This window comes from Variovorax sp. 54, from assembly GCF_002754375.1.
In the GTDB taxonomy this organism is placed as follows: Bacteria; Pseudomonadota; Gammaproteobacteria; order Burkholderiales; family Burkholderiaceae_C; genus Variovorax.
In genome coordinates, this window is record NZ_PEFF01000001.1 from 5,910,536 (window position 1) to 5,931,543 (window position 21,008).

General features: G+C 68.6%; 21 protein-coding genes and 2 riboswitches. Of the genes, 7 read left to right on the forward strand and 14 right to left on the reverse strand.

The features are described from left to right. Positions 1 to 55 precede the first annotated feature (55 nt). From gcvP to CLU95_RS27135, 6 genes are all read right to left on the reverse strand, one after another. Positions 56 to 2,965 carry an aminomethyl-transferring glycine dehydrogenase gene (gene gcvP, locus CLU95_RS27110; RefSeq protein ID WP_099796452.1) on the reverse strand — a complete coding sequence of 970 codons (2,910 nt, stop codon included), beginning with the start codon at positions 2,963 to 2,965 and terminating at the stop codon, positions 56 to 58. A 54-nt stretch (positions 2,966 to 3,019) separates the two neighbouring features. Further along, positions 3,020 to 3,391: a glycine cleavage system protein GcvH gene (gene gcvH, locus CLU95_RS27115; RefSeq protein ID WP_099796453.1), complete on the reverse strand. Its 372-nt coding sequence runs from the start codon at positions 3,389 to 3,391 to the stop codon at positions 3,020 to 3,022. 71 nt (positions 3,392 to 3,462) lie between these two features. After that, a complete protein-coding gene (gcvT, locus tag CLU95_RS27120; RefSeq protein ID WP_099796454.1) occupies positions 3,463 to 4,638 on the reverse strand; it encodes a glycine cleavage system aminomethyltransferase GcvT in 1,176 nt (391 codons plus the stop codon). A gap of 47 nt (positions 4,639 to 4,685) precedes the next feature. Next, positions 4,686 to 4,790, reverse strand: a riboswitch (glycine riboswitch). A gap of 20 nt (positions 4,791 to 4,810) precedes the next feature. Beyond that, positions 4,811 to 4,885: riboswitch (glycine riboswitch) on the reverse strand. Positions 4,886 to 4,924: 39 nt separating this feature from the next. Beyond that, positions 4,925 to 5,461, reverse strand: coding sequence for a hypothetical protein (locus CLU95_RS27125; protein WP_099796455.1), 537 nt, complete (start codon positions 5,459 to 5,461; stop codon positions 4,925 to 4,927). A gap of 96 nt (positions 5,462 to 5,557) precedes the next feature. Continuing rightward, positions 5,558 to 6,037 (reverse strand): L,D-transpeptidase Cds6 family protein, encoded by a 480-nt coding sequence (locus tag CLU95_RS27130; protein ID WP_099796456.1) that lies wholly within the window; start codon positions 6,035 to 6,037, stop codon positions 5,558 to 5,560. A 136-nt stretch (positions 6,038 to 6,173) separates the two neighbouring features. Further along, on the reverse strand, positions 6,174 to 7,367 hold the full coding sequence (locus CLU95_RS27135) for an MFS transporter (protein ID WP_099796457.1): 1,194 nt from the start codon (positions 7,365 to 7,367) through the stop codon (positions 6,174 to 6,176). Between the two features lie 108 nt (positions 7,368 to 7,475). On the opposite strand from CLU95_RS27135, the gene CLU95_RS27140 reads away from it, so the two are divergent. Further along, complete coding sequence (locus tag CLU95_RS27140; RefSeq protein ID WP_099796458.1) at positions 7,476 to 8,261, forward strand: AraC family transcriptional regulator; 786 nt, start codon at positions 7,476 to 7,478, stop codon at positions 8,259 to 8,261. Between the two features lie 63 nt (positions 8,262 to 8,324). Here CLU95_RS27140 and CLU95_RS27145 read toward each other — a convergent pair whose 3' ends face one another. The 4 genes from CLU95_RS27145 to denD all read right to left on the reverse strand — a co-directional run bounded on the left by CLU95_RS27145 (position 8,325) and on the right by denD (position 12,269). Then, on the reverse strand, positions 8,325 to 9,602 hold the full coding sequence (locus CLU95_RS27145; RefSeq protein WP_099796459.1) for a TRAP transporter large permease: 1,278 nt from the start codon (positions 9,600 to 9,602) through the stop codon (positions 8,325 to 8,327). Beyond that, positions 9,599 to 10,093 (reverse strand): TRAP transporter small permease, encoded by a 495-nt coding sequence (locus CLU95_RS27150; RefSeq protein ID WP_099796460.1) that lies wholly within the window; start codon positions 10,091 to 10,093, stop codon positions 9,599 to 9,601. The genes CLU95_RS27145 and CLU95_RS27150 overlap by 4 nt, the downstream gene beginning before the upstream one ends. Positions 10,094 to 10,208: 115 nt before the next feature. Beyond that, on the reverse strand, positions 10,209 to 11,180 hold the full coding sequence (locus CLU95_RS27155) for a TRAP transporter substrate-binding protein (protein ID WP_099796461.1): 972 nt from the start codon (positions 11,178 to 11,180) through the stop codon (positions 10,209 to 10,211). Positions 11,181 to 11,252: 72 nt separating this feature from the next. Further along, positions 11,253 to 12,269, reverse strand: coding sequence for a D-erythronate dehydrogenase (denD, locus tag CLU95_RS27160; RefSeq protein ID WP_099796462.1), 1,017 nt, complete (start codon positions 12,267 to 12,269; stop codon positions 11,253 to 11,255). 307 nt (positions 12,270 to 12,576) lie between these two features. Between denD and CLU95_RS27165 the strand changes: the two genes are divergently transcribed. Further along, a complete protein-coding gene (locus CLU95_RS27165; RefSeq protein ID WP_099796463.1) occupies positions 12,577 to 12,825 on the forward strand; it encodes a hypothetical protein in 249 nt (82 codons plus the stop codon). 49 nt (positions 12,826 to 12,874) lie between these two features. Here CLU95_RS27165 and CLU95_RS27170 read toward each other — a convergent pair whose 3' ends face one another. Together CLU95_RS27170 and CLU95_RS27175 are read right to left on the reverse strand one after the other, a co-directional pair. After that, a complete protein-coding gene (locus CLU95_RS27170) occupies positions 12,875 to 13,360 on the reverse strand; it encodes a tetratricopeptide repeat protein (RefSeq protein WP_099796464.1) in 486 nt (161 codons plus the stop codon). 161 nt (positions 13,361 to 13,521) lie between these two features. Next, entirely contained in the window at positions 13,522 to 15,225 is a 1,704-nt protein-coding gene (locus tag CLU95_RS27175; protein ID WP_099796465.1) for an electron transfer flavoprotein-ubiquinone oxidoreductase, read from the reverse strand. A 141-nt stretch (positions 15,226 to 15,366) separates the two neighbouring features. Between CLU95_RS27175 and CLU95_RS27180 the strand changes: the two genes are divergently transcribed. The 3 genes from CLU95_RS27180 (at position 15,367) to CLU95_RS27190 (ending at position 17,476) form a co-directional block, all read left to right on the forward strand. After that, a complete protein-coding gene (locus CLU95_RS27180; protein WP_099796466.1) occupies positions 15,367 to 16,149 on the forward strand; it encodes an SDR family oxidoreductase in 783 nt (260 codons plus the stop codon). A 77-nt stretch (positions 16,150 to 16,226) separates the two neighbouring features. Then, entirely contained in the window at positions 16,227 to 17,057 is an 831-nt protein-coding gene (locus CLU95_RS27185; RefSeq protein WP_441351514.1) for a DMT family transporter, read from the forward strand. Next, positions 17,054 to 17,476 (forward strand): acyl-CoA thioesterase, encoded by a 423-nt coding sequence (locus CLU95_RS27190; protein ID WP_070059373.1) that lies wholly within the window; start codon positions 17,054 to 17,056, stop codon positions 17,474 to 17,476. The genes CLU95_RS27185 and CLU95_RS27190 overlap by 4 nt, the downstream gene beginning before the upstream one ends. Positions 17,477 to 17,501: 25 nt before the next feature. On the opposite strand, the gene CLU95_RS27195 is transcribed toward CLU95_RS27190, so the two are convergent. Both CLU95_RS27195 and CLU95_RS27200 read right to left on the reverse strand, forming a co-directional pair. Continuing rightward, on the reverse strand, positions 17,502 to 18,896 hold the full coding sequence (locus CLU95_RS27195; protein ID WP_099796468.1) for a sensor histidine kinase: 1,395 nt from the start codon (positions 18,894 to 18,896) through the stop codon (positions 17,502 to 17,504). Continuing rightward, entirely contained in the window at positions 18,896 to 19,570 is a 675-nt protein-coding gene (locus tag CLU95_RS27200) for a response regulator (protein ID WP_099796469.1), read from the reverse strand. Before CLU95_RS27200 ends, CLU95_RS27195 begins: the two co-directional genes overlap by 1 nt. Before the next feature lie 144 nt (positions 19,571 to 19,714). Between CLU95_RS27200 and CLU95_RS27205 the strand changes: the two genes are divergently transcribed. Both CLU95_RS27205 and CLU95_RS27210 read left to right on the forward strand, forming a co-directional pair. After that, positions 19,715 to 20,428 (forward strand): phosphatase PAP2 family protein, encoded by a 714-nt coding sequence (locus tag CLU95_RS27205; RefSeq protein WP_099796470.1) that lies wholly within the window; start codon positions 19,715 to 19,717, stop codon positions 20,426 to 20,428. Continuing rightward, positions 20,415 to 21,002, forward strand: coding sequence for a phosphatase PAP2 family protein (locus tag CLU95_RS27210; protein ID WP_099796471.1), 588 nt, complete (start codon positions 20,415 to 20,417; stop codon positions 21,000 to 21,002). Before CLU95_RS27205 ends, CLU95_RS27210 begins: the two co-directional genes overlap by 14 nt. Positions 21,003 to 21,008: the final 6 nt, after the last annotated feature.

The following is a 21,008-nucleotide window of genomic DNA, read 5'->3' on the forward strand; positions in this document are numbered from 1 at the left end:
AAGGGGCGCCGCAAGCCATGCGGCGCCCCTTTTCATTGGTGGCGACCGTGCGCGCTCAGGCCTCTTCGGTTTCCTGGTAGTCGCCCACTGGCACGCAGCTGCAGAACAGGTTGCGGTCGCCGTAGACGTTGTCGACGCGGCCGATCGGCGGCCAGTACTTGGCCTGCTTGAGTTCGGCCAGCGGGAACGCGCCGAGTTCGCGCGAGTAGGGGTGGCTCCACTCGCTGCCGAGCAGGCTCGCGGCGGTGTGCGGCGCGTGCTTGAGCGGGTTGTCGTCCTTCGACCAGACGCCTTCTTCCACGCGGCGGATTTCGCCGCGGATGGCGATCATCGCGTCGACAAAACGGTCGAGCTCGGCCAGCGGTTCGCTTTCGGTCGGCTCGACCATCAGCGTGCCGGGCACGGGGAAGCTCAGCGTGGGCGCGTGGAAGCCGTAGTCGATGAGGCGCTTGGCCACGTCTTCGGCGGTGACGCCGCTGGTGTCCTTGAGCGGGCGCAGGTCGAGGATGCACTCGTGCGCGACGTGGCCGTTGGGGCTCGCGTACAGCGTGGGGTAGTGGTCCTTCAGGCGCGCGCTGATGTAGTTGGCGCTGAGGATGGCCGTTTCGGTCGCGGCCTGCAGGCCCTTGGCGCCCATCATGCGGCAGTACATCCAGCTGATCGGCAGCACGGCCGCATTGCCCAGCGGCGCGGCCGACACGGCGCCCACGCCGTTCGAAGGCACGCCGGCCGTGGCATGGCCCGGCAGGTAGGGCACGAGGTCTTCGACCACGCAGACCGGGCCGACGCCCGGGCCGCCGCCGCCGTGCGGAATGCAGAAGGTCTTGTGCAGGTTCAGGTGGCTCACGTCGCCGCCGAACTCGCCCGGCGCGGCCACGCCGACCAGTGCGTTCATGTTGGCGCCGTCCACGTACACGCGGCCGCCATGCTCGTGCACGAGCTCGCACAGTTCCTTCACGCGGGTCTCGAACACGCCGTGCGTGCTCGGGTAGGTGATCATCACGGCGGCCAGGTGGGCGCTGTGCTTTTCGCAGGCGCGCTTGAGGTCGTCCATGTCGACGTTGCCTTGCGCGTCGCAGGCCGTCACCACCACCTGCAGGCCCACCATCTGGGCGCTGGCCGGGTTGGTGCCGTGCGCCGACGAGGGAATCAGGCAGATGTTGCGGTGGCCCTGGCCCTTGGCTTCATGGAAGGACTTGATGGCCAGCAGGCCCGCGTACTCGCCCTGCGAGCCCGCGTTGGGCTGCAGGCTGATGCCCGCATAGCCGGTGGCCTCGCACAGCCAGGCGCGCAGCTGCGCGTCGAGTTGGGCGTAGCCCTGCAGCTGGTCGGCGGGCGCGAAGGGGTGGATGTTCGCGAACTCGGGCCAGGTGATGGGGATCATCTCGCTGGTCGCGTTGAGCTTCATGGTGCAGCTGCCCAGCGGGATCATGCTGCGGTCGAGTGCGAGGTCCTTGTCCGAGAGGCTGCGGATGTAGCGCAGCATCGCGGTTTCGCTCTTGTGGGTGTTGAACACCGGGTGCGTGAGGAAGGCGCTGGTGCGGCGCAGGTCGTCGGGAATCAGCGGCGTGGTGCTTTCGACCAGTTCGTCGAAGCGCGGCATCGCGGTGCCGGCGGGCACGAACAGCGCCCACAGGGTTTCGATGTCGGCGCGCGTCGTGGTTTCGTCCAGCGAGATGCCCAGGTGCTGTTGCAGGCGCTGGCGCAGGTTGACGCCGCCGGCCTGCGCGCGCTCGATGATCGCGGCGGTGTCGTCGCCGGTGCGGATCGTGAGCGAGTCGAAGGCGGTGGTGTTCACCGGCTCGCGGCCCATCTGCGACAGGCCCTTGGCGAGGATGGCGGTGAGCACGGCCACGCGCTGTGCGATGCGCGTGAGGCCGTCGGGGCCGTGGTACACGGCGTACATGCTGGCGACCACGGCCGGCAGCACCTGCGCGGTGCAGATGTTCGACGTCGCCTTCTCGCGGCGGATGTGCTGCTCGCGCGTCTGCAGCGCGAGGCGGTAGGCGGGCTGGCCGTGCGTGTCGACGCTCACGCCGACGAGGCGGCCGGGCAGCGAGCGCTTGAACGAATCACGGCAGGCCAGGTAGGCGGCGTGCGGGCCGCCGTTGCACAGCGGCATGCCGAAGCGCTGCGTGGTGCCGCAGACGATGTCGGCGTCGAATTCGCCGGGGGCGACCAGCAGCGTCAGCGCCAGCAGGTCGGCCGCGACGATGAAGGCGGCGTCGCACTGGTGCGCGTGGCCCGCGAGCGGGCGCAGGTCGTGCACGTGGCCGGTGGTGGCCGGGTACTGCGCGAGCACGCCGAAGAACTCGCCGCTCACCATCAGGTGCGGCAGCGTTTCCGACACGGTGCTCACCTTGACTTCGATGCCCAGCGGCGCGGCGCGGGTCTTGATGACCTCGATGGTCTGCGGGTGGCAGTCACCCGACACCAGGAACACGTTGCTCTTGCTTTTCACGCTGCGCTTGGCGAGCGTCATGGCCTCGGCGGCGGCCGTGGCCTCGTCGAGCATCGACGCGTTGGCGATGGCCATGCCCGTGAGGTCGCACACCATCGTCTGGAAGTTGAGCAGGGCTTCCATGCGGCCCTGCGAGATCTCGGCCTGGTAGGGCGTGTAGGCGGTGTACCAGGCGGGGTTCTCGAGGATGTTGCGCAGGATCACGCCCGGCGTGTGCGTGCCGTAATAGCCTTGGCCGATGAAGCTCTTGAACACCTTGTTCTTCGACGCCAGCGTCTTCAGCTCGGCCAGCGCGTCGGCCTCGGTGACGGGCGCGGGCAGGCGCATCGGCCGGGCGCGGCGGATGGCCGCCGGCACGATGCCGTCGATGAGCTCCGCGCGCGTTTCAGAGCCGATCACCGGCAGCATGCGCGCCTCGTCCGCTGCATCGATGCCGATGTGGCGGGCGAGGAATTCTTCGGCGTTCTCCAGGGCTTGCAAAGAGGGAAGGGCGGGAATCGGCATGGCGGTGAGGGCTCGGGGGGAAGAAGGAACGAAGGTGGCTGAAGACTCAGCGGATCAGGACTCGGCGGCGAACTTGTCGTAGCTGGCGGCGTCGAGCAGGGCGTCGAGCTGCGCGGGCTCGCTCAGCTTGACCTTGAAGAACCAGCCGGAGGCCAGCGGGTCGCTGTTGGCCAGCGAGGGGTCGGCGCGCAGCGCTTCGTTCACTTCGGTGATCTCGCCCGACACGGGCATGAACACATCGGCGGCGGCCTTCACCGACTCGACCACACCGGCGACTTCGCCCTGTGCGAAGGTCTTGCCGACCTCAGGCAGGTCGACGAACACCACGTCGCCCAGCGCGTCCTGCGCATGCACGGTGATGCCCACGGTGGCGGCGCCGCCTTCGGCCGCCACCCATTCGTGGTCCTTGGTGTATTTGATGCTCATGAAAAAACTCCTCGTGGAAAAAATTGAATCGGGGTGCAGAGCCTAGCCGGGTCTGCGGTGTTCAGTGGCGCTCAGCCGCGGTAGTAGCGCGTCGGCACGAAAGGCATCGTCGACACCTCCATCGGCACCGGCTTGCCGCGCACGATGGCCTGCACGCGCGTGCCGGGCTCGGCAAAGGCGGCGGCCACGTAGCCCATGGCCACGCAGCGGTCGGCCGTGGGGCCGAGCAGGCCGCTGGTGACGGTGCCGATGTCATGGCCTTCGAGCGACTGCAGCAGCGTGCCGTCGCGCACCGGAATGCGTTCCAGCGCCACCAGGCCGACGCGCTTGCGCGTGAGCGTCTCGTGGTCGGTGTGGCCGGCCGCGCCCGAGGCAACGGCCGCCAGCTGGGCCAGCACCTTGGCCGCGCCCGGAAAGCCGCCTTCGCGCGCGCCACCCGCGCGGCGCACCTTCTGGATCGCCCAGTTGAGCGAAGCTTCGACCGGCGTGGTGGTGGTGTCGATGTCGTTGCCGTACAGGCACAGGCCGGCTTCGAGCCGCAGCGAGTTGCGCGCGCCCAGGCCGACAGGCTTCACTTCGGGCTGCGCGAGCAGCAGGCGGGCGAGGGCGTCGGCGTCCTGGCCGGCCACCGAGATCTCGAAGCCGTCTTCGCCGGTGTAGCCGCTGCGGGTGACGAAGGCGGCAATGCCGCCGATCTGCACCGCGCCGCCCGTCATGAACACGAAGCGCTCGATGCCGGGCGACAGCCGCGCCAACGTGGCCGCGGCCTGCGGGCCCTGCAGCGCGAGCAGGGCGTGGTCGGGCAGGGGCTGCACTTCGCAGCGCGCGCCGATCTTGTCCTGGATGTGGGCGATGTCGGCCACCTTGCAGGCGCCGTTCACGATCACGAAGATCGAGCCATGGCCTTCGTTGAAGAACATCAGGTCGTCGAGGATGCCGCCTTCGTCGTTCAGCAGCAGGCCGTAGCGCTGCTTGCCGGCGGGCAGGTCGACCACGTCGACGGGCATCAGGGTTTCGAAGGCGGCGGCGGCGTCGGGGCCGACGAGACGCAGCTGGCCCATGTGCGAGATGTCGAACAGGCCGGCCGCATCGCGCGTGTGCTTGTGCTCGGCCATGAGGCCCGCGGGGTACTGGACCGGCATGGAGTAGCCGGCGAAAGGCACCATGCGCGCGCCGAGCTCCACGTGGAGGTCGTACAGCGGTGTCTTGAGAAGTTGGGCGTCGGAGGAAGCGGAAGAAGCGGCCACGGGGCACTCCAAAGGGGCAGTCGAAATCCATGGCTGCAACGCCATGGGCCACCCCTGCTGTCCGCTTTACCTGAGAGATTCGCCCCACGATCGGGGTTTGCTCCTTCGGTGGGCCGCATGCAATGCCACGGCCTCTCTCCAGCAAGGAAACGCCGGTGGTTGCCGGCGTTTTGTCAGTCCTTTTGCCTGAGCGTTCGGGGAACCCCTGCGCCTTCGGCGGCCCCGTCGCGCGGGGCTCTCTCCTGACCCGGCGAGTGTAGTGGATCGCGGGGCCGGGGCTGGCAGCTCAGTGCACGGTTTCGGCGGGCGGCAGCAGCTTGTCGATCCGCTCGCGCAGCGAGTCGGCGCGCTCGGGGCCGGCGGCCTTCTCGATCTCGGAGAGCATGAGCGCGGCGATGGTCAGCATGGCCTCGCGGTCGCGCGCTTCGCGCAGGGCGTCGCGCATCTGGTTGGCGAAGCGCGGGTCGCGGCGCACGAACATGCGCTCGCAGATGTCGAACAGGAACATGCGCGTGGTGGCCAGCGAGCGCTTGCCGTCGAAGCTGTCGGCCGACGTGGCGACCTGGATCGGCTCGGCGGCGGGGACGGGCGTGGGGGCTGGCGCGGGTTGCACGGCGGCCGGCCGCGCATCCTGCAGGTAGCCCCGCTGCATCAGCCCCTGGATCGCCTGCTCGGCCTCGACGCGGCTCGGGAACAGCGGGCTGAAGTCGGTCAGCGAACGCCGGCCGTCGGCCATGAGCAGCAGCGCGCGCTCACGCTGGCTGAGCGTGCGCTGCCCGGCCTGGAGTTCGTCGCGTGCCTTCTCGGTCTTGGTGGGGAACATGGCGGCCACAGCTTTCGGAGGTCGAAGGCTGCAGCATCGTTGCAAGTGGTGACACCTTCGTGAACCATTTGCCTTACAGGGGAATGGCGTTGCGGATCAGTTGCCCGCGCTGCTTTCCTTGCGGATCAGCCAGCGCGTGCCCACGCGCTGCAGTTCGAGCGTCTTGCGGTCGGTTTCGGTCAGCGCATCGGCACGGTAGACCTGCCGGAACTGCGCGCTGGCCGACGTGCCCTGGATGCTGATCACCAGCCCCTCGATGCCCACGCTGATGCGCGACTTGCCCGTGATGCGGGTGCGCCGGTCGGCCTCCCAGCGCTCGCGGGTCTGGCCGCGCGCGGGGGTGAAGTCGGGCGCGTAGGCGGCGAGGTAGCGCTCCACATCGCGGGCGGACCAGGCGGCGGCCCAGGCGCGCACGGCAGATTCCACTTCGGCAAGGCTGGTGGCGGGGTTGGTGGAGATAACGGGTGCTGCCGCAGACGAGGGCACAGGCGCAGCGGCCGGCGTGGCCGCGAAACCGGCGGTGGCCAGCAAGCCGGCGGCGGCGAGGCTGCAACCTTGGGCGGCGATTCGATGCATGGCGTCCTTTTCCTTCTTCGGGTCTGTCAGGCTCGACGTCGAAGCTTGCGTCGATTCTGGCAGTGAAAGAGGGGGCGCGTGGCGTTGAATCGCCCACGGATTTCAGTGGGCTGTTGTTCAGGGCGCGAGGTCGAACTCAGGCCGCCGCAGCCTCACCCGCCATCACCTGCACCGTCCGGTTGCGCAGCCGCAAGGCCAGCACGGTCGCGACGCACAGCACGCACAACACCACCGTGAGCGTCACGCCGAGCCCGCGTGCATCCGACAGCAGGCCGAACAGCGGCGACACCAACCCGCCGACCGAGAGCGCGAGGCCGAGCGTGATGCCGCTGGCGGTGGCCGGGTTGCGCGGCAGGTAGTCCTGCGCGAGCGTCACCTGCGCGGCGAAGGGCAGGAACATGCTCATGCCGAGCCACGCGGTGCAGGCCAGCGCCGCGCCGGGCGTGGCGGCGAGCACGAGGCCCGCCATCGCCGGCAGCGCGAGCAGGTAGCCGCAGCGGATCGTGCCCATGCGCCCGATGCGGTCGCCGAGCCAGCCGCCGGCCAGCGTGCCGACTGCCCCTGCCGCGGTGAAGGCGGTGAGCGCCGCGGCGCCCTGGAAGGTGGTGCCGTGCAGGTCGCGCGTGATGCGCAGCGAGAGCATCGACAGCACCGTGACGTACGGGATCGACCAGCCCACGATGGTTGCAACCAGCAGGCTGAACGCGCGCCAGTCGTTGTGCGGTTTCAGCACCTGGGCGCGGGCTTGCGCGGCGCGCGCCGCCGCGGCTGCCGCGTTGCTGGCGACGGCACCGCGCCGCGCGTTCACCGTGATCCACACCACGCCCATCGCCACCGCGGGAATGCCGAGCAGGTAGCTGCGCGACAGGCTGCCACCGCCCACCACCGTGGCCGCCAGCACGGGCGCGAACGAGGCGCCGATGGTGCCGCCCACCGAAAACACGCTCATCGCCTTCTGCGAGGCGCCGCCGGCCGCGCGCGCGGCCACGGTGGCGGGCGGGTGGTAGGCCGCGATGCCCAGCCCGCACAGCGCGACCGCGATCCAGGTCAGCAGGTAGCTCTGGCTCAGGCCCGCCAGCACCACGCCCAGCGCCGCCACCAGGAAGCCCACGGGCACCAGCCAGGCGCGCGGGTGGCGGTCGGCGTACAGGCCGAACAGCGGCTGCACCACGCTCGACAGCCCGGTGGCCGCCAGCATCAGGCCGCTCACGGCCGTGTAGCTGTAGCCGCGCTCCAGCACCATGAAGGGCAGCAGCGCGGGCACGAGGCCCTGGTAGAGGTCGTTGACGGCATGGGTGCCGGTGAGCAGCCCGAGTCGGCGCGTGTTCATGCGATGGCTTCTTTCTTCGATGTCCGGTTTAAGAAAAAGGGAGGAAAAGCCATCGTAGGAAGACACGGAAAGATGTTCTCGCTACGAATGTGCAAACATCGTCGTGAAATGGACAAACTGAATCTGCGCCCCGACGAAGGCGAATCGACCCCGCGCGCCGTGGCCGTGCTCGCCACCGATCCGGCGGGCGATGCCTTCATTCCGCCGCATGCGCACCGCCGCGGCCAGCTCATCCATGCGATTTCGGGCGTGATGATGGTCAGCGCGGCGGCTGGCAGCTGGGTGGTGCCACCGGGGCGCGGCGTCTGGGGGCCGCCCGGCATGACGCACCAGATCCGCATGGCGGGCGAGGTGCAGATGCGCACGGTTTTCGTCGAGCCCGGCACGCGCGCCGACCTGGGCACCGACTGCCGCGTGATCCATGTGGGGGCGCTGTTGCGCGAGTTGATTGTGGCGGCCGTGTCGCTGCCGCTGGACTACGCGCCGGGCGGGCGCGACGAGCGCGTGATGGAGCTGATCCTCGACGAGATCGAGGCCGCGCCCGCACTGTCGCTGCACGTGCCGATGCCGCGCCACGCGCGGCTGGCCGCGCTGTGCGAGGCGCTGATCCGCGACCCCGCGCAGCCCGCCACGCTCGACGGCTGGGCCGCGCGGCTGCACATGAACGCGCGCACGCTGGCGCGGCTGTTCGAGCGCGAGACCGGCATGACCTTCGGCGCGTGGTGCCGGCAGGCGCGGCTGCTGCTGAGCCTGCCGCAGCTGGCCGCGGGCGCGTCGATCCTGGAGGTGGCGCTGGCGCACGGCTACGAGAGCCCGAGCGCCTTCACCGCGATGTTCCGCCGCACGCTCGGCATGCCGCCGAGCCAGTACCTGCAGCAGGAACCGAAGCGCTGAAACGACACGGCGGGCGGCCCGCGAAGGCCGCCCGCTGTGTGCGGGTTGGCGTGGTGCGCGGCGCTACTTGCTGTAGACCAGGTCGCGCAGCGACAGCGAGACCCAGGGCACGTAGGTGATGATCATCAGGCAGGCCAGGATCACCAGCACGAACGGGATCAGGTGCCTCACGATCCGGTCGAGCGAGATGCGCGCCACCGTACAGGCCGCGAACAGGTTCACGCCGAAGGGCGGAGTGATCATGCCCAGCGCCAGGTTCACCACCATGATCAGGCCGAAGTGCACCGGGTCGATGCCGAAGTGCACCGCCACCGGCGCCAGGATCGGCGCCAGCACGATGATGGCCGCGCTGGTCTCGATGAACATGCCGATCACGAACAGCGCCGCGTTCACGCCCAGCAGGAACATCGCGGGCGACTTCAGCACTTCCTGCAGCCAGTGGCCGATGGCGTCGGGCACGCCGGCGCGCGTGATCAGGAACGCGAACAGGCCCGCGTTGGCGATGATGAACATGATCACCGCCGACGACAGCACCGACTTGCGCAGGATCGCGAACAGGTCGGTGATCTTGATCTCGCGGTAGATCACCATGCCCACGACGAGCGCGTAGAACACCGCCACCGCCGAGGCTTCGGTCGGCGTGAAGATGCCGCCGTAGATGCCGCCCAGAATGATCACCGGCATCAGCAGTGCCCAGCCGGCCTGCCACAGCGCACGCCCGAAGGGCATGCGGCCTTCACCGTCGGTCTTGCCCCAGCCCTTCCACTTGCAGTAGACCCACACGAACAGCATGAGCGCCAGGCTGATCAGGATGCCGGGGCCGAAGCCCGCGATGAACAGCTCGCCGATCGACACCTCGGCGCTCACGCCGTACAGGATCATCGGGATCGACGGCGGAATGATCACGCCCAGCTCGGCGCTCGTGGCCTGCAGCGCCGCCGCGTACGACGTGGGGTAGCCGTGCTTGATGAGCGCCGGGATCAGGATGGCGCCGATCGCGAAGGTGGTGGCCACCGACGAGCCCGACACCGCCGCGAAGATCATGCAGGTGAGCACGCAGGTCATCGGCAGGCCGCCCTGCACGCCGCCCACGATGCTCTTGGCGAACTCGACCAGCCGGCGCGAGATGCCGCCGGTTTCCATCAGGTTGCCGGCCAGGATGAAGAACGGAATGGCCGCCAGCGGAAACTTGTTGATCGAATTGAACATCTCCTTCACGGAGATCAGCATGTTGGCGTTGGTGACCTGGATGCCCAGGATCGACGCCAGACCGATGGACACGGCCACCGAAACCGACAGTGCAAAACACAGCACCATCGTTGCAACCATCACGACGCTCATTGCGCGGTCTCCAGTTCGAGCCGCTTGGGATCGAGAAAATTGCCGGCAATGCCGAACAGACAGAACACGGAACCGACGGGCATGGCCAGGTAGGCCCAGACCATCGACAGGCTTTCGAGGCCGGCCATCGACTGCACGCGCCCGCGCATGGCGTAGTCCCAGCCCCACCACAGGATGACCAGCATCAGCGACAGCGCGGCCAGTGCCACCACGGCGTCGAGCACGCGGCGCACGCGCGGCGAACTCCAGCGGTAGAGCACGTCGACGCTGACCATCGCACCCTGGCGGAAGGCCATCGGGATGCCCAGGAACACCATCCAGATCAGGCTCACGCGGATCAGGATCTCGCTCCACTCGGCGGGTTGTTCCAGCACGAAGCGGGTGACGATCTGGAACACGCCCAGCGCCGAGGCGATCACCAGCATCAGGCAGGCGGCGACCATCGACACGCCGGTGGTCCAGCGCTCGATGGCGAGGAATTTAGCTTTCATACACAACAGCTCGCATGGTTCGGTTTCTTCGGTTTCTTCGGGTTCTCAACGAAAAAAGCCCGCCAGACCAGGCTGGGCGGGCATCGACGCTGTCAGCAGGACAGCCGCCGGGTCATCACTTGTAGTTGCGGATCTTGTCGAGGTTGGCCTTGCCGAAGTCCTTTTCGAACTGGGCGTTCACCGGTGCCAGCGCCGCCACGAACTTGGCCTTGTCGACGTTGTCGATCACGGTCATGCCCTTGGCGCGCAGGTCGGCCACGCCCTTGGCGTCGTCTTCGTCCACGCGCGCGCGGTTGGCCTTGGCGCCTTCCTTGGCCGCGTCGAGGAAGGCCTGCTTGTCGGCCGCGCTCAGCTTGTCGAAGGTGCCCTTGTTCATCACGAAGATGCAGGGCGAGTAGACGTGGCCGGTCAGCGAGAGGTGCTTTTGCACCTGGTCGAACTTGGCCGAGATGATCACCGGCAGCGGGTTCTCCTGGCCGTCGACCGTGCCTTGCTGCAGCGCCGTGAACACTTCGGGGAAGGCCATCGGCGTGGTCACGATGCCGAAACCCTTGTAGGCGGCGATGTGCACCGGGTTTTCCATCGTGCGCATCTTCAGGCCCTTGAGGTCTTCAGGGACCTTCACGTCGCGCTTGCTGTTGGTCATGTGGCGGAAGCCGTTCTCGGCCCACGCCAGCGCCTTGAAGCCCTTGGCATCGAACTTGGTCAGCATTTCCTGGCCGATGGGGCCGTCCAGCACGGCGCGTGCATGGGCCTTGTCGCGGAACAGGAAGGGCACGTCGAGGATCTTGGTCTCGGGCACGAAGTTGGGGATCGGGCCGGTCGACGAGAAGGCCAGTTCCTGGGTGCCCAGCTGCACCGCCTCGATCGACTCGCGTTCGCCGCCGAGTGCGCCGTTGTAGAAGGTCTGGACCTTGTAGCGGCCGCCCGTGCGCTTTTCGACTTCCTTGGCGAAGGTGTCGATGGCCACGCCCTGGTGCGAGTTCTGCGCCACGGAAATGCTGATCTTCATGGTCGTCTGCGCAAAAGCGGCGCAGGCCATGCCCATGCCCAGCACCAAGCCTGCGGCCAGTCGGGTCAACTTCATTTGTCTGTCTCCTCGGTTGGAAAAAAGGATGCGTGAAACGGGCCTGAGACCGGTTTCATGCAAAAGAAATGACTATGCCCGAATAACCAGTTTCACCGCGTCGGGACTTTCACGGACGTAGGCACGAATCACCGCGTCGAAGTTCTCGTCGGCCGCCAGGCCCAGGCCCCGCGCGCGGGGCGTGTCGAAGCGGCCCGGCCAGGTCTTCACGATGCGGCCGATGGTGGCGTCGGGCGTGCGGTCGAGCAGGTCGGTGGCGGCCCGGCCGGCCACGCGTTCGAGTGCGGCGGCCATCTCGCCCACGGTGGTGGCCAGCGACGGCAGGTTGAGCGCGGTGCGCGGGCCCCATTCGGCATCGCTGGCTTCGGCGGCGCGCACGATGCCTTCGATGGTGCGGGCCGGCGAGGCGATGGCCACGGGTGTCTCGTCGGGCACCGGGCAGGCCGCGCGCAGCCCGGCCAGCGGCTCGCGGATCATGCCGCTGAAGAAGCCCGAGGCCGCACCGTTCGGTTGGCCGGGGCGCACGCTCACCGTCATGAGGCGCACGCTGCGCCCCTGCACGAAGCCCTTGCGCGTGTAGTCGGCCACCAGCTGCTCGCCGATGAATTTCTGGATGCCGTAGCTGGTCTGCGGCGTGGGCAGCGTGTGGTCGTCGATGAGTGCGGGCAGCGGCTGCTCGGGCGAATCGCCGAACACGGCGAGCGAGCTGGAGAACACCAGCACCGGCCGCGTGCCCAGCGCGCGCAGCTTCTCGAGCAGGCCGTGCGTGGCGGCGAAGTTGCTGCGCATGCCGAGGTCGAAGTCGGCCTCGCATTCGCCGCTGACGGCGGCCGCCAGATGGAACACCGCATCGGCCTCGCGCCAGAAGGTGGCGCCGTCGTCGGCCAGCTGGGCGTTGAGGTCGCCGGTGGCGGCTGCGATGCGCGCGTTGGCTGCGAGGTCGGGCGGCGGCGGTGCGCGGTCGACCAGCGTGATGCGTGCGATGTCGCGGGCGGGGGCGCCGGCGAGCGACAGTGGGCCGAGGGCCAGCAGGGTGCGCGCCAGGCGCGCGCCGAGGAAGCCGGCGCCGCCGGTGATGACGATGTGCATGGGGGATGTCTCCTGTGAACGGCGAGGATACGTGCGACCGCGGATCGTGGCTCTTCGGCGCCGGCGCGACCGCTCCGCATCGAATAACCGGTTCTGGGGATAGACGCCATTTGCCACTGAGCGACACTGCGGCCGCTCCACGCCGGCACTGGCCATGCGCCTGCGTGCCCTCGAAGAGCGGACGCGGAACGCTGGCGTTGCAGGACGCCGAAGACGCCGGGCCTCGGACCGCAGTCCCGCTCACCCCCTCCGCGATACAACCATAAGGACATCAGTACCCGTGCTCGGCCCACCCAGGAGCGATGAAATGCCGAGCCCGCCCGCCGCGGCGGCCCTGTCGGTCGATCTCCAGGGCGGCTGGTCATGCGCGTTCCACTTCAGGCAAACGGCCAGCGGCGACTACGCGGGTGTCGCGGAGATCCTGCACCGTGGCGGCCGGCAGGGCGTGCTCGTGATCATGCAGCAGCCCTCGCTGGACGCGGCGGTTGCGCGCACGAGGCTGCGCGCCCGGCAGTTCGTCGGCATGCGCTCACCGGTGGATTCGCAGGCCCCGTAGTTCGGGCAGGTGCTGAAGACGCATCAGGTCACTGCCGTCCGCTGCGGTGTCAGCTCTTCTTGCCGCCGTTGGCCTTGAAGCGCTCAACCGAGGCCTTCAGGTCGCCGTACTCCGGGCAGTTCATGGCACAGGCCTGGCCGAGTGCGGCCAGTCGTTGTTCGGCGCGCGGCAGGTCGCCCAGCGACAGGTACAGCTCGCCCGAGTATTCGAGCGCGCCGCGGTGCTTGGGATCGATGCGCAGCGCGGCGTCGTAGTACTTCTCGGAGGCCGACCACTTGCCCGCGCCCGACTTGCGCAGGCTGTAGCCCATGAGGTTGTTCCAGTCGGCATTGCCGGTGTCGTTGACGCGCTCCAGCTCACTGATGGCGGCGGTCCACTTGCTGTCGGCGATCAGGGCGCGGGCGGCGGCCAGGCTGTTGGCGGGTGCAGCGGTGGCCTTGGGGGCCGGCGCGGGCGCCGGGTCGGCGGCCAGCGCGTGGCCTGCGGTCAAAGCCAGAAGGGCGGCGATCGCGACACGGTGAAGCAGGGTGTTCATGGTGCAAGGTCCTCTGTGAAAAAGGTCGAAAGGGTGGACGGAAGGCGACGCACATCACCATCCTGTTCGCACTTACGCTGCGGCTCCCCGATCGGACGCATCGTCGCAAAAAAAAGGCCCTCCGCGAAGGGAGGGCCTGGTGTCGACACGGGACCGGTGGCTTACATGCCCACGTAGTTCGGACCGCCGCCGCCTTCGGGCGTCACCCAGACGATGTTCTGCGTCGGGTCCTTGATGTCGCAGGTCTTGCAATGCACGCAGTTCTGCGCGTTGATCTGCAGGCGCTCCTTGCCGGCGCTGGCTTCGTCGGGCACGAACTCGTACACGCCGGCCGGGCAGTAGCGGCTTTCGGGGCCGGCGAACTTGGTGAGGTTCACGTTGACCGGCACCGACGCGTCTTTCAGCGTCAGGTGGGCGGGTTGCTGCTCTTCATGGTTCGTGTTGCTGATGAACACGCTCGACAGGCGGTCGAAGGTGAGCTTGCCGTCCGGCTTCGGATAGACGATGGGCTTGCACTCGGCAGCCGGCTTCAGGTACTGGTGGTCGGGCTTGTTGCGGCGCAGGGTCCATGGGATGTGGCCCTTGAGCAGCCACTGCTCGACGCCGTTCATGACGGTCGCGATGCCCAGGCCCTTCTTGAACCAGGCCTTGAAGTTGCGCGCCTTGTTCAGCTCGGTGTAGAGCCAGCTCTTCTCGAACGCGGCCGGGTAGGCCGTGAGTTCGTCGTGCTGGCGGCCGGCCATGACCGCGTCGAATGCGGCCTCGGCGCACAGCATGCCGGTCTTGATGGCGGCGTGGCTGCCCTTGATGCGGCTCACGTTGAGGTAGCCGGCTTCGCAGCCGACCAGCGCGCCGCCAGGGAACACCGTCTTGGGCAGCGACATCAGGCCGCCGGCCGTGATGGCGCGCGCGCCGTAGCCGATGCGCTTGGCGGGCTTGATGCCCTTGGCTTCGTCGCCTTCGAGGTACCAGCGGATGTTGGGGTGCAGCTTCCAGCGCTGCATTTCCTCGAACGGGCTCAGGTACGGGTTGCTGTAGTCCAGACCCGTGATGAAGCCCATCGTGACCTTGTTGTCCTCCATGTGATAGAGGAACGCGCCGCCGTAGGTGTTGTTGTCCATCGGCCAGCCGGCCGTGTGCAACACGAAGCCGGGCTGGTGGCGCTTGGGGTCGATTTCCCAGACTTCCTTGACGCCCAGGCCGTAGGTCTGCGGGTCGCGGCCTTCGTCGAGCTTGAACTTCGCGATGAGCTGGCGGCCCAGGTGGCCGCGTGCGCCTTCGGCGAACACCGTGTACTTGCCCAGCAGCTCCATGCCGAGCTGGAAGTTCTCGGTGGGTTCGCCGTCCTTGCCGACGCCCATGTTGCCGGTGGCGACGCCGCGCACCGAGCCGTTCTCGTTGTAGAGCACTTCGGCGGCCGGGAAGCCCGGGAAGATTTCCACGCCGAGGTTCTCGGCCTGCTGCGCCAGCCACTTGGTGAAGGCACCCAGGCTGATGATGTAGTTGCCGTGGTTCTGGAAGCACGCCGGCAGGAACGCGTTGGGCGTGCGCAGGCCCGACTTTTCGCCGAGGAACACCATGGCGTCGTCGGTCACGGGCTGGTTCAGCGGCGCGCCGAGTTCCTGCCAGTCGGGCAGCAGTTCGTTGAGCGCGCGCGGGTCCATGATGGCGCCCGACAGGATGTGCGCGCCGGGCTCGGAACCCTTCTCGAGCACCACGACGGAGATTTCCTTCTCCTGCTGGGCGGCGAGCTGCTTGAGGCGGATCGCGGTCGAGAGGCCGGCGGGGCCGCCGCCGACCACGACCACGTCGTATTCCATGGCTTCGCGAGGGCCGAACTGGGCGAGGATTTCGTCGTGCGTCATGTGGGTTGGGTCGATAATGATTTTTAGAGGCGCGGGGGCGTCCCGGTTCGCCGGGCATTTTATGCGGCGTCCGGCGGTGGTCCTTGTCACTCGCGGGCGAGGCGCCCTGCGTCACCTGCGCGACTCCACAGGATTCCGTTCATGGCTTACAGCATCGATCTCTCCGGCCGCGTGGCTTTCGTCACCGGCGCCTCCAGCGGACTGGGCGCCCAGTTCGCGAAAACACTGGCCCGTGCCGGCGCCGCCGTGGTGCTGGCCAGCCGCCGCGTCGACAAGCTCAAGGAACTGCGCGCGCGCATCGAAGGCGAGGGCGGCGACGCCCACGTGGTCGAACTCGACGTGACCAATTTCGGCAGCATCAAGGCCGCCGTGGCGCGCGCCGAAACCGAAGTGGGCCCCATCGACGTCCTGGTCAACAACTCGGGCGTGAGCACCACGCAGCGCCTGCAGGACGTCACGCCCGACGACTACGACTACATCTTCGACACCAACGTGAAGGGCTCTTTCTTCGTGGCGCAAGAGGTCGGCAAGCGCATGCTGGCGCGCGCCCAGGGCAAGGCGCCGGGCACCTACATCGGCGGACGCATCATCAACATCGCGTCGTCAGCGGCGCTGAAGGTCATGCCGCAGATCGGCACCTACTGCATGAGCAAGGCCGCGGTGGTGCAGATGACCAAGGCCATGGCGCTCGAGTGGGGCCGCTTCGGCATCAACGTGAATGCGCTGTGCCCGGGCTACATCACGACCGAGCTCAACGAGGAACACTGGAGCACCGAGGGCGGCGCCAAGCTGGTCAGCATGCTGCCACGCAAGCGCGTGGGCAAGCCCGAAGACCTCGACGGCCTGATCGTGCTGCTGGCCAGCGGCGAGAGCCATTTCGTGAACGGCGCGGTCATCGCGGCCGACGACGGGTTCGCGATCTGAGTCCGCGGGCGTGGATCGGCATCGCAGCCGGGCTGGCTGCGGGTGCGCTCTGGGGCCTGGTGTTCGTGGCGCCGCGCATGGTGGGCCACTTCGGCATGGTCGACATCACGGCGGCGCGCTTCGCGGTGTTCGGCGCGGTGTCGGCGCTGGCGGTGTTCGCGCGGCCCGCAGCGGTGCGTTGGCCCACGGGCCGGCAGGCGCTGGCGGCACTCGGGCTCAGCGTGCTCGGCTTCAGCGGCTACTACCTGCTGCTGGCCTTCGGCATTGAAGCGGCTGGTACCGAGGTGCCCAGCCTCATCATCGGCACCATTCCCGTCTGGATGATGCTGCTGGGCCGGCCCGCGGGCCTGCACATGCGGGCCTTGCTGCCCGGCCTGCTGCTCACGGGCGCGGGCATCGCACTCATGATCTGGGGCGCGTGGTCGGCGCACCACGGCGCGGGCGGCGGCGGCGCCCGCTTCGGCTGGGGCATTGCGCTGGCGCTGTGTTCGATGGTGAGCTGGACGGTCTACGGCCTGCTCAATGCCGCCTGGCTGCAACGGCACCGCGAGGTGCACGCGGCCGACTGGGCCAACTGGCTCGGCATTGCCACCGGCCTGGGCGCCTTGCTGCTGTGGGCGGTGGCGGGCAGCGATGCCGCCACGCTGCAGTCGCAGCCCGACGGCATGCTCTTCATCTGGATTGCGCTGGCGAGCGGCTTCGGCTCGTCGTGGCTCGCAACCATTCTCTGGAACATCGCAAGCCAGCGCCTTTCGGCCAGCCTCTGCGGCCAACTGATCGTGAGCGAGACGCTGTTCGCCTTGCTCTATTCCTTCCTCTGGGACGGCCGCTGGCCGCAGGCCACCGAATGGCTGGCGGCGGCGCTGTTCGTCCTGGGCATCCTCGCATCCATCAAGGCCCACCGATGAGAATCGAAATCCCCGAAAAGAAGAAGCTCGTGTATGAAATGTCGATCCCCATCCGCTGGGGCGACATGGACGCCATGGGCCACCTGAACAACGGCACCTACTTTCGCTACCTCGAGACCGCGCGCATCGACTGGATCCGCTCGCTCGGCGTCGAGCCCACGCCGGGCGGCGAGGGCATGGTGATCGTCAACGCCTTTTGCAACTTCTACCGCCAGATCGAGTACCCGGGCAACGTGCGGATCAAGATGTACGTGAGCGACCCGGGGCGCACCACCTTCGAAAGCTGGGCCACCATGGTCCGCGAAGACGCGCCCGACGTGCTCTGCGCGGCCGGCGGCGCCACCACCATCTGGGTCGACTTTCCGAAGCAGAAGGCGCTGGCGCTGCCCGACTGGCTGCGCGAGATCGTCAGCGACTGAAGATGCGCTGACCTCACGGAAAAGCTCAGGCCGGCCGCAGCACGATCCGCGCCTCGAAGCCGCGCGCCGCACCGGGCGGCGGCGAGGCGAGCTCCAGCGTTGCGTTGTGCTTCTCGACGATGGTGCCCACGATCGACATGCCCAGGCCGTAGCCGGCGCGGTCCGAGCTGTGGCGCACATGGCGCTGGCGCAGTGATTGCAACTGCTCGGGGCTGACACCCGGGCCGGCATCGCGCACCACCAGCACGCACGGCGCCGCCACCTCGATGGTCACGCGGCCGTCAACGCTGTAACGCAGCGCGTTTTCGACGAGGTTGCGCAGCGCGATCGCCAGCGCATCGACGTCGCCGAAAGCCACGGGCGCCGCGCTGTCGGGCACCTTGAGCTTCAGGCGCCCGCTGATCTTCGGGTCTTCCCAGAACTCCTGCGCCACCGCGCCCGCCAGCTGCACCAGGTCGACCCGCGCCCGCGTGAGCGAGGCACCCGATTCGGCGCGCGACAGCTGCAGCAGCTTTTCGGCGCGGTGGCTGAGCATCTGCAGCGCCTGCAGCGCGCCTTCGACGTCGGCGCGCTTCAGGTCGTGGTCGAGCGCGGTCTGCAGCCGCAGGCGCGCGGCGGCCAGCGGCGTGCGCAGCTCGTGCGCGGCGTTGGCGGCCAGCGCGCGCTCCACGTCGAGCGATTGCGACAGCCGCTCGAGCAGGCGGTTGACGTGGTCGCCCACCGCGCGCAGTTCCTGCGGCAGGCCGGGCAGGGCGATCGGGCGCAGGTCGGCGCCGTTGCGCTTCTCGATCTCGGCGGCGAGCCGCTGCAGCAGCTGCAGTTCGGTGCGGGCCACGTTGCGCAACACCAGCGCCAGCAGCGGCAGCACCGCGCCCAGCGGAATGATCAGCCCGAACAGGGTCCGGTTCAGTGCCTCGCGGCGTTCGTCGAGCGGGTCGGCCACCTGGATGTACAGCCCGAGCGACGGATGGCGCACGGTGTAGATGCGCCAGTTCTGGTTGCTGGCGAAGCCGGCGGCCAGCGGCACATCGAAGGCATCGATGGGCGCTTCGGCCGAGCGCAGCAGCACGTGCTCGTGGATGTCCACGATCTGGTACATCACCGCGTCTTCCGAGAACAGCTGCTTGGGGGCGATCAGCGGCGCGCTGCTGGCCGACACGCTGCTGACACCGCTGCCGTCGTTGCCGCTGTTGCCCACGCCCGGATGCTGCAGCCTGTCGAGCTCATGCAGCGCCAGCTCGAACATGCGGTGCGACACCTCCACGAGTTCGTTGTCGAAGTTGTGGTTGATCTCGCGGTCCACATACCAGACCACGGCGAACACGCACACCAGCCACACGCCGCCGACCCACAGGATCAGCGTGCGGGTGAGGCGCCCGGCCAGCGAATCGCGGCGGTCGCGCCGCAACGGGCCGCTCATCATTCCTCGTCGTCCGCCGAGAACGACAGCCGGTAGCCCAGGCCGCGCAGCGTCTGGATGTGGCTGCGCCCGAGCTTGCGCCGCAGCCGGCTGATGAACACCTCGAGCGTGTTGCTGTCGGCTTCGTCGCCGAAGCCGTAGAGCGCATCGGCCAGGTTGTCGCGCGTGTGGATGCGCTCGGGCCGCGTGGCCATCACGCGCAGCAGCGCCCATTCCTTCTGCGTGAGCACGACGGGCACGCCGTCCTTGCGCACGCGGTCGTGGGCCAGGTCGATCTCCAGCGTGCCCAGCTGCAGCACCGGCGAGGTGTTGGCGCTGCGCCGGCGCTCCACGGCGCGCAGCCGCGCGAGCAGTTCGGCCGGGTCGTAGGGCTTGATGAGGTAGTCGTCGGCGCCCGCATCGAGGCCGCGGATGCGGTCGGTGACCTGGTCGCGGGCCGTGAGCACGATGACGATGGGCGGCTCGCGCAGCGCGCGCACCTGCGGCAGCAGCGAGAGGCCGTCGCCGTCGCCCAGGTGCAGGTCGAGCAGCACCGCAGCGTACTGCACCGAGAGCAGCGCGCCGCGCGCGTCGGCCAGGCTGGGGGCCACGTCGACCACGAACGCCTTGGCGACCAGGTAGCTGCAGACCGCGTCTGCCAACGAACTGTCATCTTCGACCAGCAAGATTCGCACGCGGTGGCCCTTACAAAAACTCGAAGTCTATAGCGCCGCCCCTGGCCGGAAAACCGAGTCAGGAATCGTTCAGGTCCCTTCAGACTGGGTTCATCCCGCCTGCGTAGGCTCGCGCCAGTCTGTTCAGAGGCCTGTTTCTTCTTCATGACCCGTACCCCGAACCTCCGTCTCGGAGCCTTGACCTTGCTTGCCCTGGCCCTGTTGATGACCTGGGACGCCCTTGGCGGCGACCTGCCGCTGGCGCGTCTGGCCGGCACGCCGATGGGTTTCCCCTGGCGCGAGAACCCTTTCCTGGTCCACGTGATGCACGAGGGCGCGCGAAACCTCAGCTGGTTGCTGGTGATCGGCCTGTTCGCCGCCATCCGCTGGCCCGTGGGCCTGCTGCGGCGCCTGAGCCGGGGTGCCCGGGCGCAGCTCGCGCTGAGCGTGCTGGCCTCGGTGCTGGCCGTGAGCCTGGTCAAGCATGCGAGCGACACCAGCTGCCCCTGGGACCTGAAGGAGTTCGGCGGCGTGGCGCGCTACGTGTCGCATTGGTCCTGGGGCGTGGGCGACGGCGGGCCCGGCGGCTGCTTCCCGGCCGGCCATGCCTCGGCCGCCTTCGCTTACCTCGGCGGGTATTTCGTGCTGCGGCACGTGTCGGCGCGCGCGGCGGCCCTTTGGTTCGGCGTGGCGCTGGTCGCGGGCCTCATGCTGGGCGTGGCGCAGCAGATGCGCGGCGCGCACTACATGAGCCACACGCTGTGGACCGCCTGGGTCTGCTGGACGGTCGGGTTCGTCATCGAACTGGTGGTGACGCGCCGCAAGTCTCGGTCCTCCCTTCCTGTCGAGCGCAGCGCGCCCCTGCATGCAAGCCCTTGATTTCGCACTGTTCGGCTGGATCAACGCCTCGGCCTCGGCGCCGGCGTGGAGCATCCGGTTCGCGGTGTTCGCGTCCAACGTGCTGCCGACGCTGCTGGCACTGTCCATCGCGCTGGCTGCCGCCTTCGACCGCCGCTGGCGCCACGCCTTCTTCACCGCGTTGATCAGCGTGCTCGTGGTGTGGCTGGTGGTGAACACCTTCCGTTCCCTGCTGCCGTTTCCGCGGCCCGCGTTTTATGGCCTGGGCATCCAGTGGGTGCCGCAGGGCGCGCGGCCGGGCTTTCCGAGCCTGCATGCGGCCGGCACCTTTGCCGCGGCCTTCTCGTTGCTGTGGTGCCTGCCATGGCGCGCGCCGGCATGTGCCGCGATCGCGATGGCGGCGCTGGTGGCGTGGAGCCGCCTGTACCTGGGCCTGCACTTTCCGTCCGATGTCGCCGGGGCCGCGATCCTCGGGGCGCTCGTGTCGATGGCCGTGGCACATGCCGGCGCGATCCGGCCGTTCGTGCGATCGTTGCGTGCGTCGCGCTGGGCTCGCCAGGCCCGCTGGCGTGCACGTGCACGGCGCGGCATCTAGGGCGAT

What these genes read in the sequence shown, in the direction of transcription:
- CLU95_RS27130 (WP_099796456.1), bottom strand. Translation starts at nt 6,037, where the DNA reads ATGCATCGAATCGCCGCCCAAGGTTGCAGCCTCGCCGCCGCCGGCTTG.
- CLU95_RS27165 (WP_099796463.1), top strand. Translation starts at nt 12,577, where the DNA reads ATGCCGAGCCCGCCCGCCGCGGCGGCCCTGTCGGTCGATCTCCAGGGC.
- CLU95_RS27190 (WP_070059373.1), top strand. Translation starts at nt 17,054, where the DNA reads ATGAGAATCGAAATCCCCGAAAAGAAGAAGCTCGTGTATGAAATGTCG.
- CLU95_RS27150 (WP_099796460.1), bottom strand. Translation starts at nt 10,093, where the DNA reads ATGAAAGCTAAATTCCTCGCCATCGAGCGCTGGACCACCGGCGTGTCG.
- CLU95_RS27175 (WP_099796465.1), bottom strand. Translation starts at nt 15,225, where the DNA reads ATGACGCACGACGAAATCCTCGCCCAGTTCGGCCCTCGCGAAGCCATG.
- CLU95_RS27170 (WP_099796464.1), bottom strand. Translation starts at nt 13,360, where the DNA reads ATGAACACCCTGCTTCACCGTGTCGCGATCGCCGCCCTTCTGGCTTTG.
- gcvP (WP_099796452.1), bottom strand. Translation starts at nt 2,965, where the DNA reads ATGCCGATTCCCGCCCTTCCCTCTTTGCAAGCCCTGGAGAACGCCGAA.
- CLU95_RS27180 (WP_099796466.1), top strand. Translation starts at nt 15,367, where the DNA reads ATGGCTTACAGCATCGATCTCTCCGGCCGCGTGGCTTTCGTCACCGGC.
- CLU95_RS27135 (WP_099796457.1), bottom strand. Translation starts at nt 7,367, where the DNA reads ATGAACACGCGCCGACTCGGGCTGCTCACCGGCACCCATGCCGTCAAC.
- CLU95_RS27145 (WP_099796459.1), bottom strand. Translation starts at nt 9,602, where the DNA reads ATGAGCGTCGTGATGGTTGCAACGATGGTGCTGTGTTTTGCACTGTCG.
- CLU95_RS27195 (WP_099796468.1), bottom strand. Translation starts at nt 18,896, where the DNA reads ATGAGCGGCCCGTTGCGGCGCGACCGCCGCGATTCGCTGGCCGGGCGC.
- CLU95_RS27210 (WP_099796471.1), top strand. Translation starts at nt 20,415, where the DNA reads ATGCAAGCCCTTGATTTCGCACTGTTCGGCTGGATCAACGCCTCGGCC.
- CLU95_RS27140 (WP_099796458.1), top strand. Translation starts at nt 7,476, where the DNA reads ATGGACAAACTGAATCTGCGCCCCGACGAAGGCGAATCGACCCCGCGC.
- CLU95_RS27155 (WP_099796461.1), bottom strand. Translation starts at nt 11,180, where the DNA reads ATGAAGTTGACCCGACTGGCCGCAGGCTTGGTGCTGGGCATGGGCATG.
- CLU95_RS27205 (WP_099796470.1), top strand. Translation starts at nt 19,715, where the DNA reads ATGACCCGTACCCCGAACCTCCGTCTCGGAGCCTTGACCTTGCTTGCC.
- denD (WP_099796462.1), bottom strand. Translation starts at nt 12,269, where the DNA reads ATGCACATCGTCATCACCGGCGGCGCCGGCTTCCTCGGCGCGCGCCTG.
- CLU95_RS27125 (WP_099796455.1), bottom strand. Translation starts at nt 5,461, where the DNA reads ATGTTCCCCACCAAGACCGAGAAGGCACGCGACGAACTCCAGGCCGGG.
- gcvH (WP_099796453.1), bottom strand. Translation starts at nt 3,391, where the DNA reads ATGAGCATCAAATACACCAAGGACCACGAATGGGTGGCGGCCGAAGGC.
- CLU95_RS27185 (WP_441351514.1), top strand. Translation starts at nt 16,227, where the DNA reads ATGGTGGGCCACTTCGGCATGGTCGACATCACGGCGGCGCGCTTCGCG.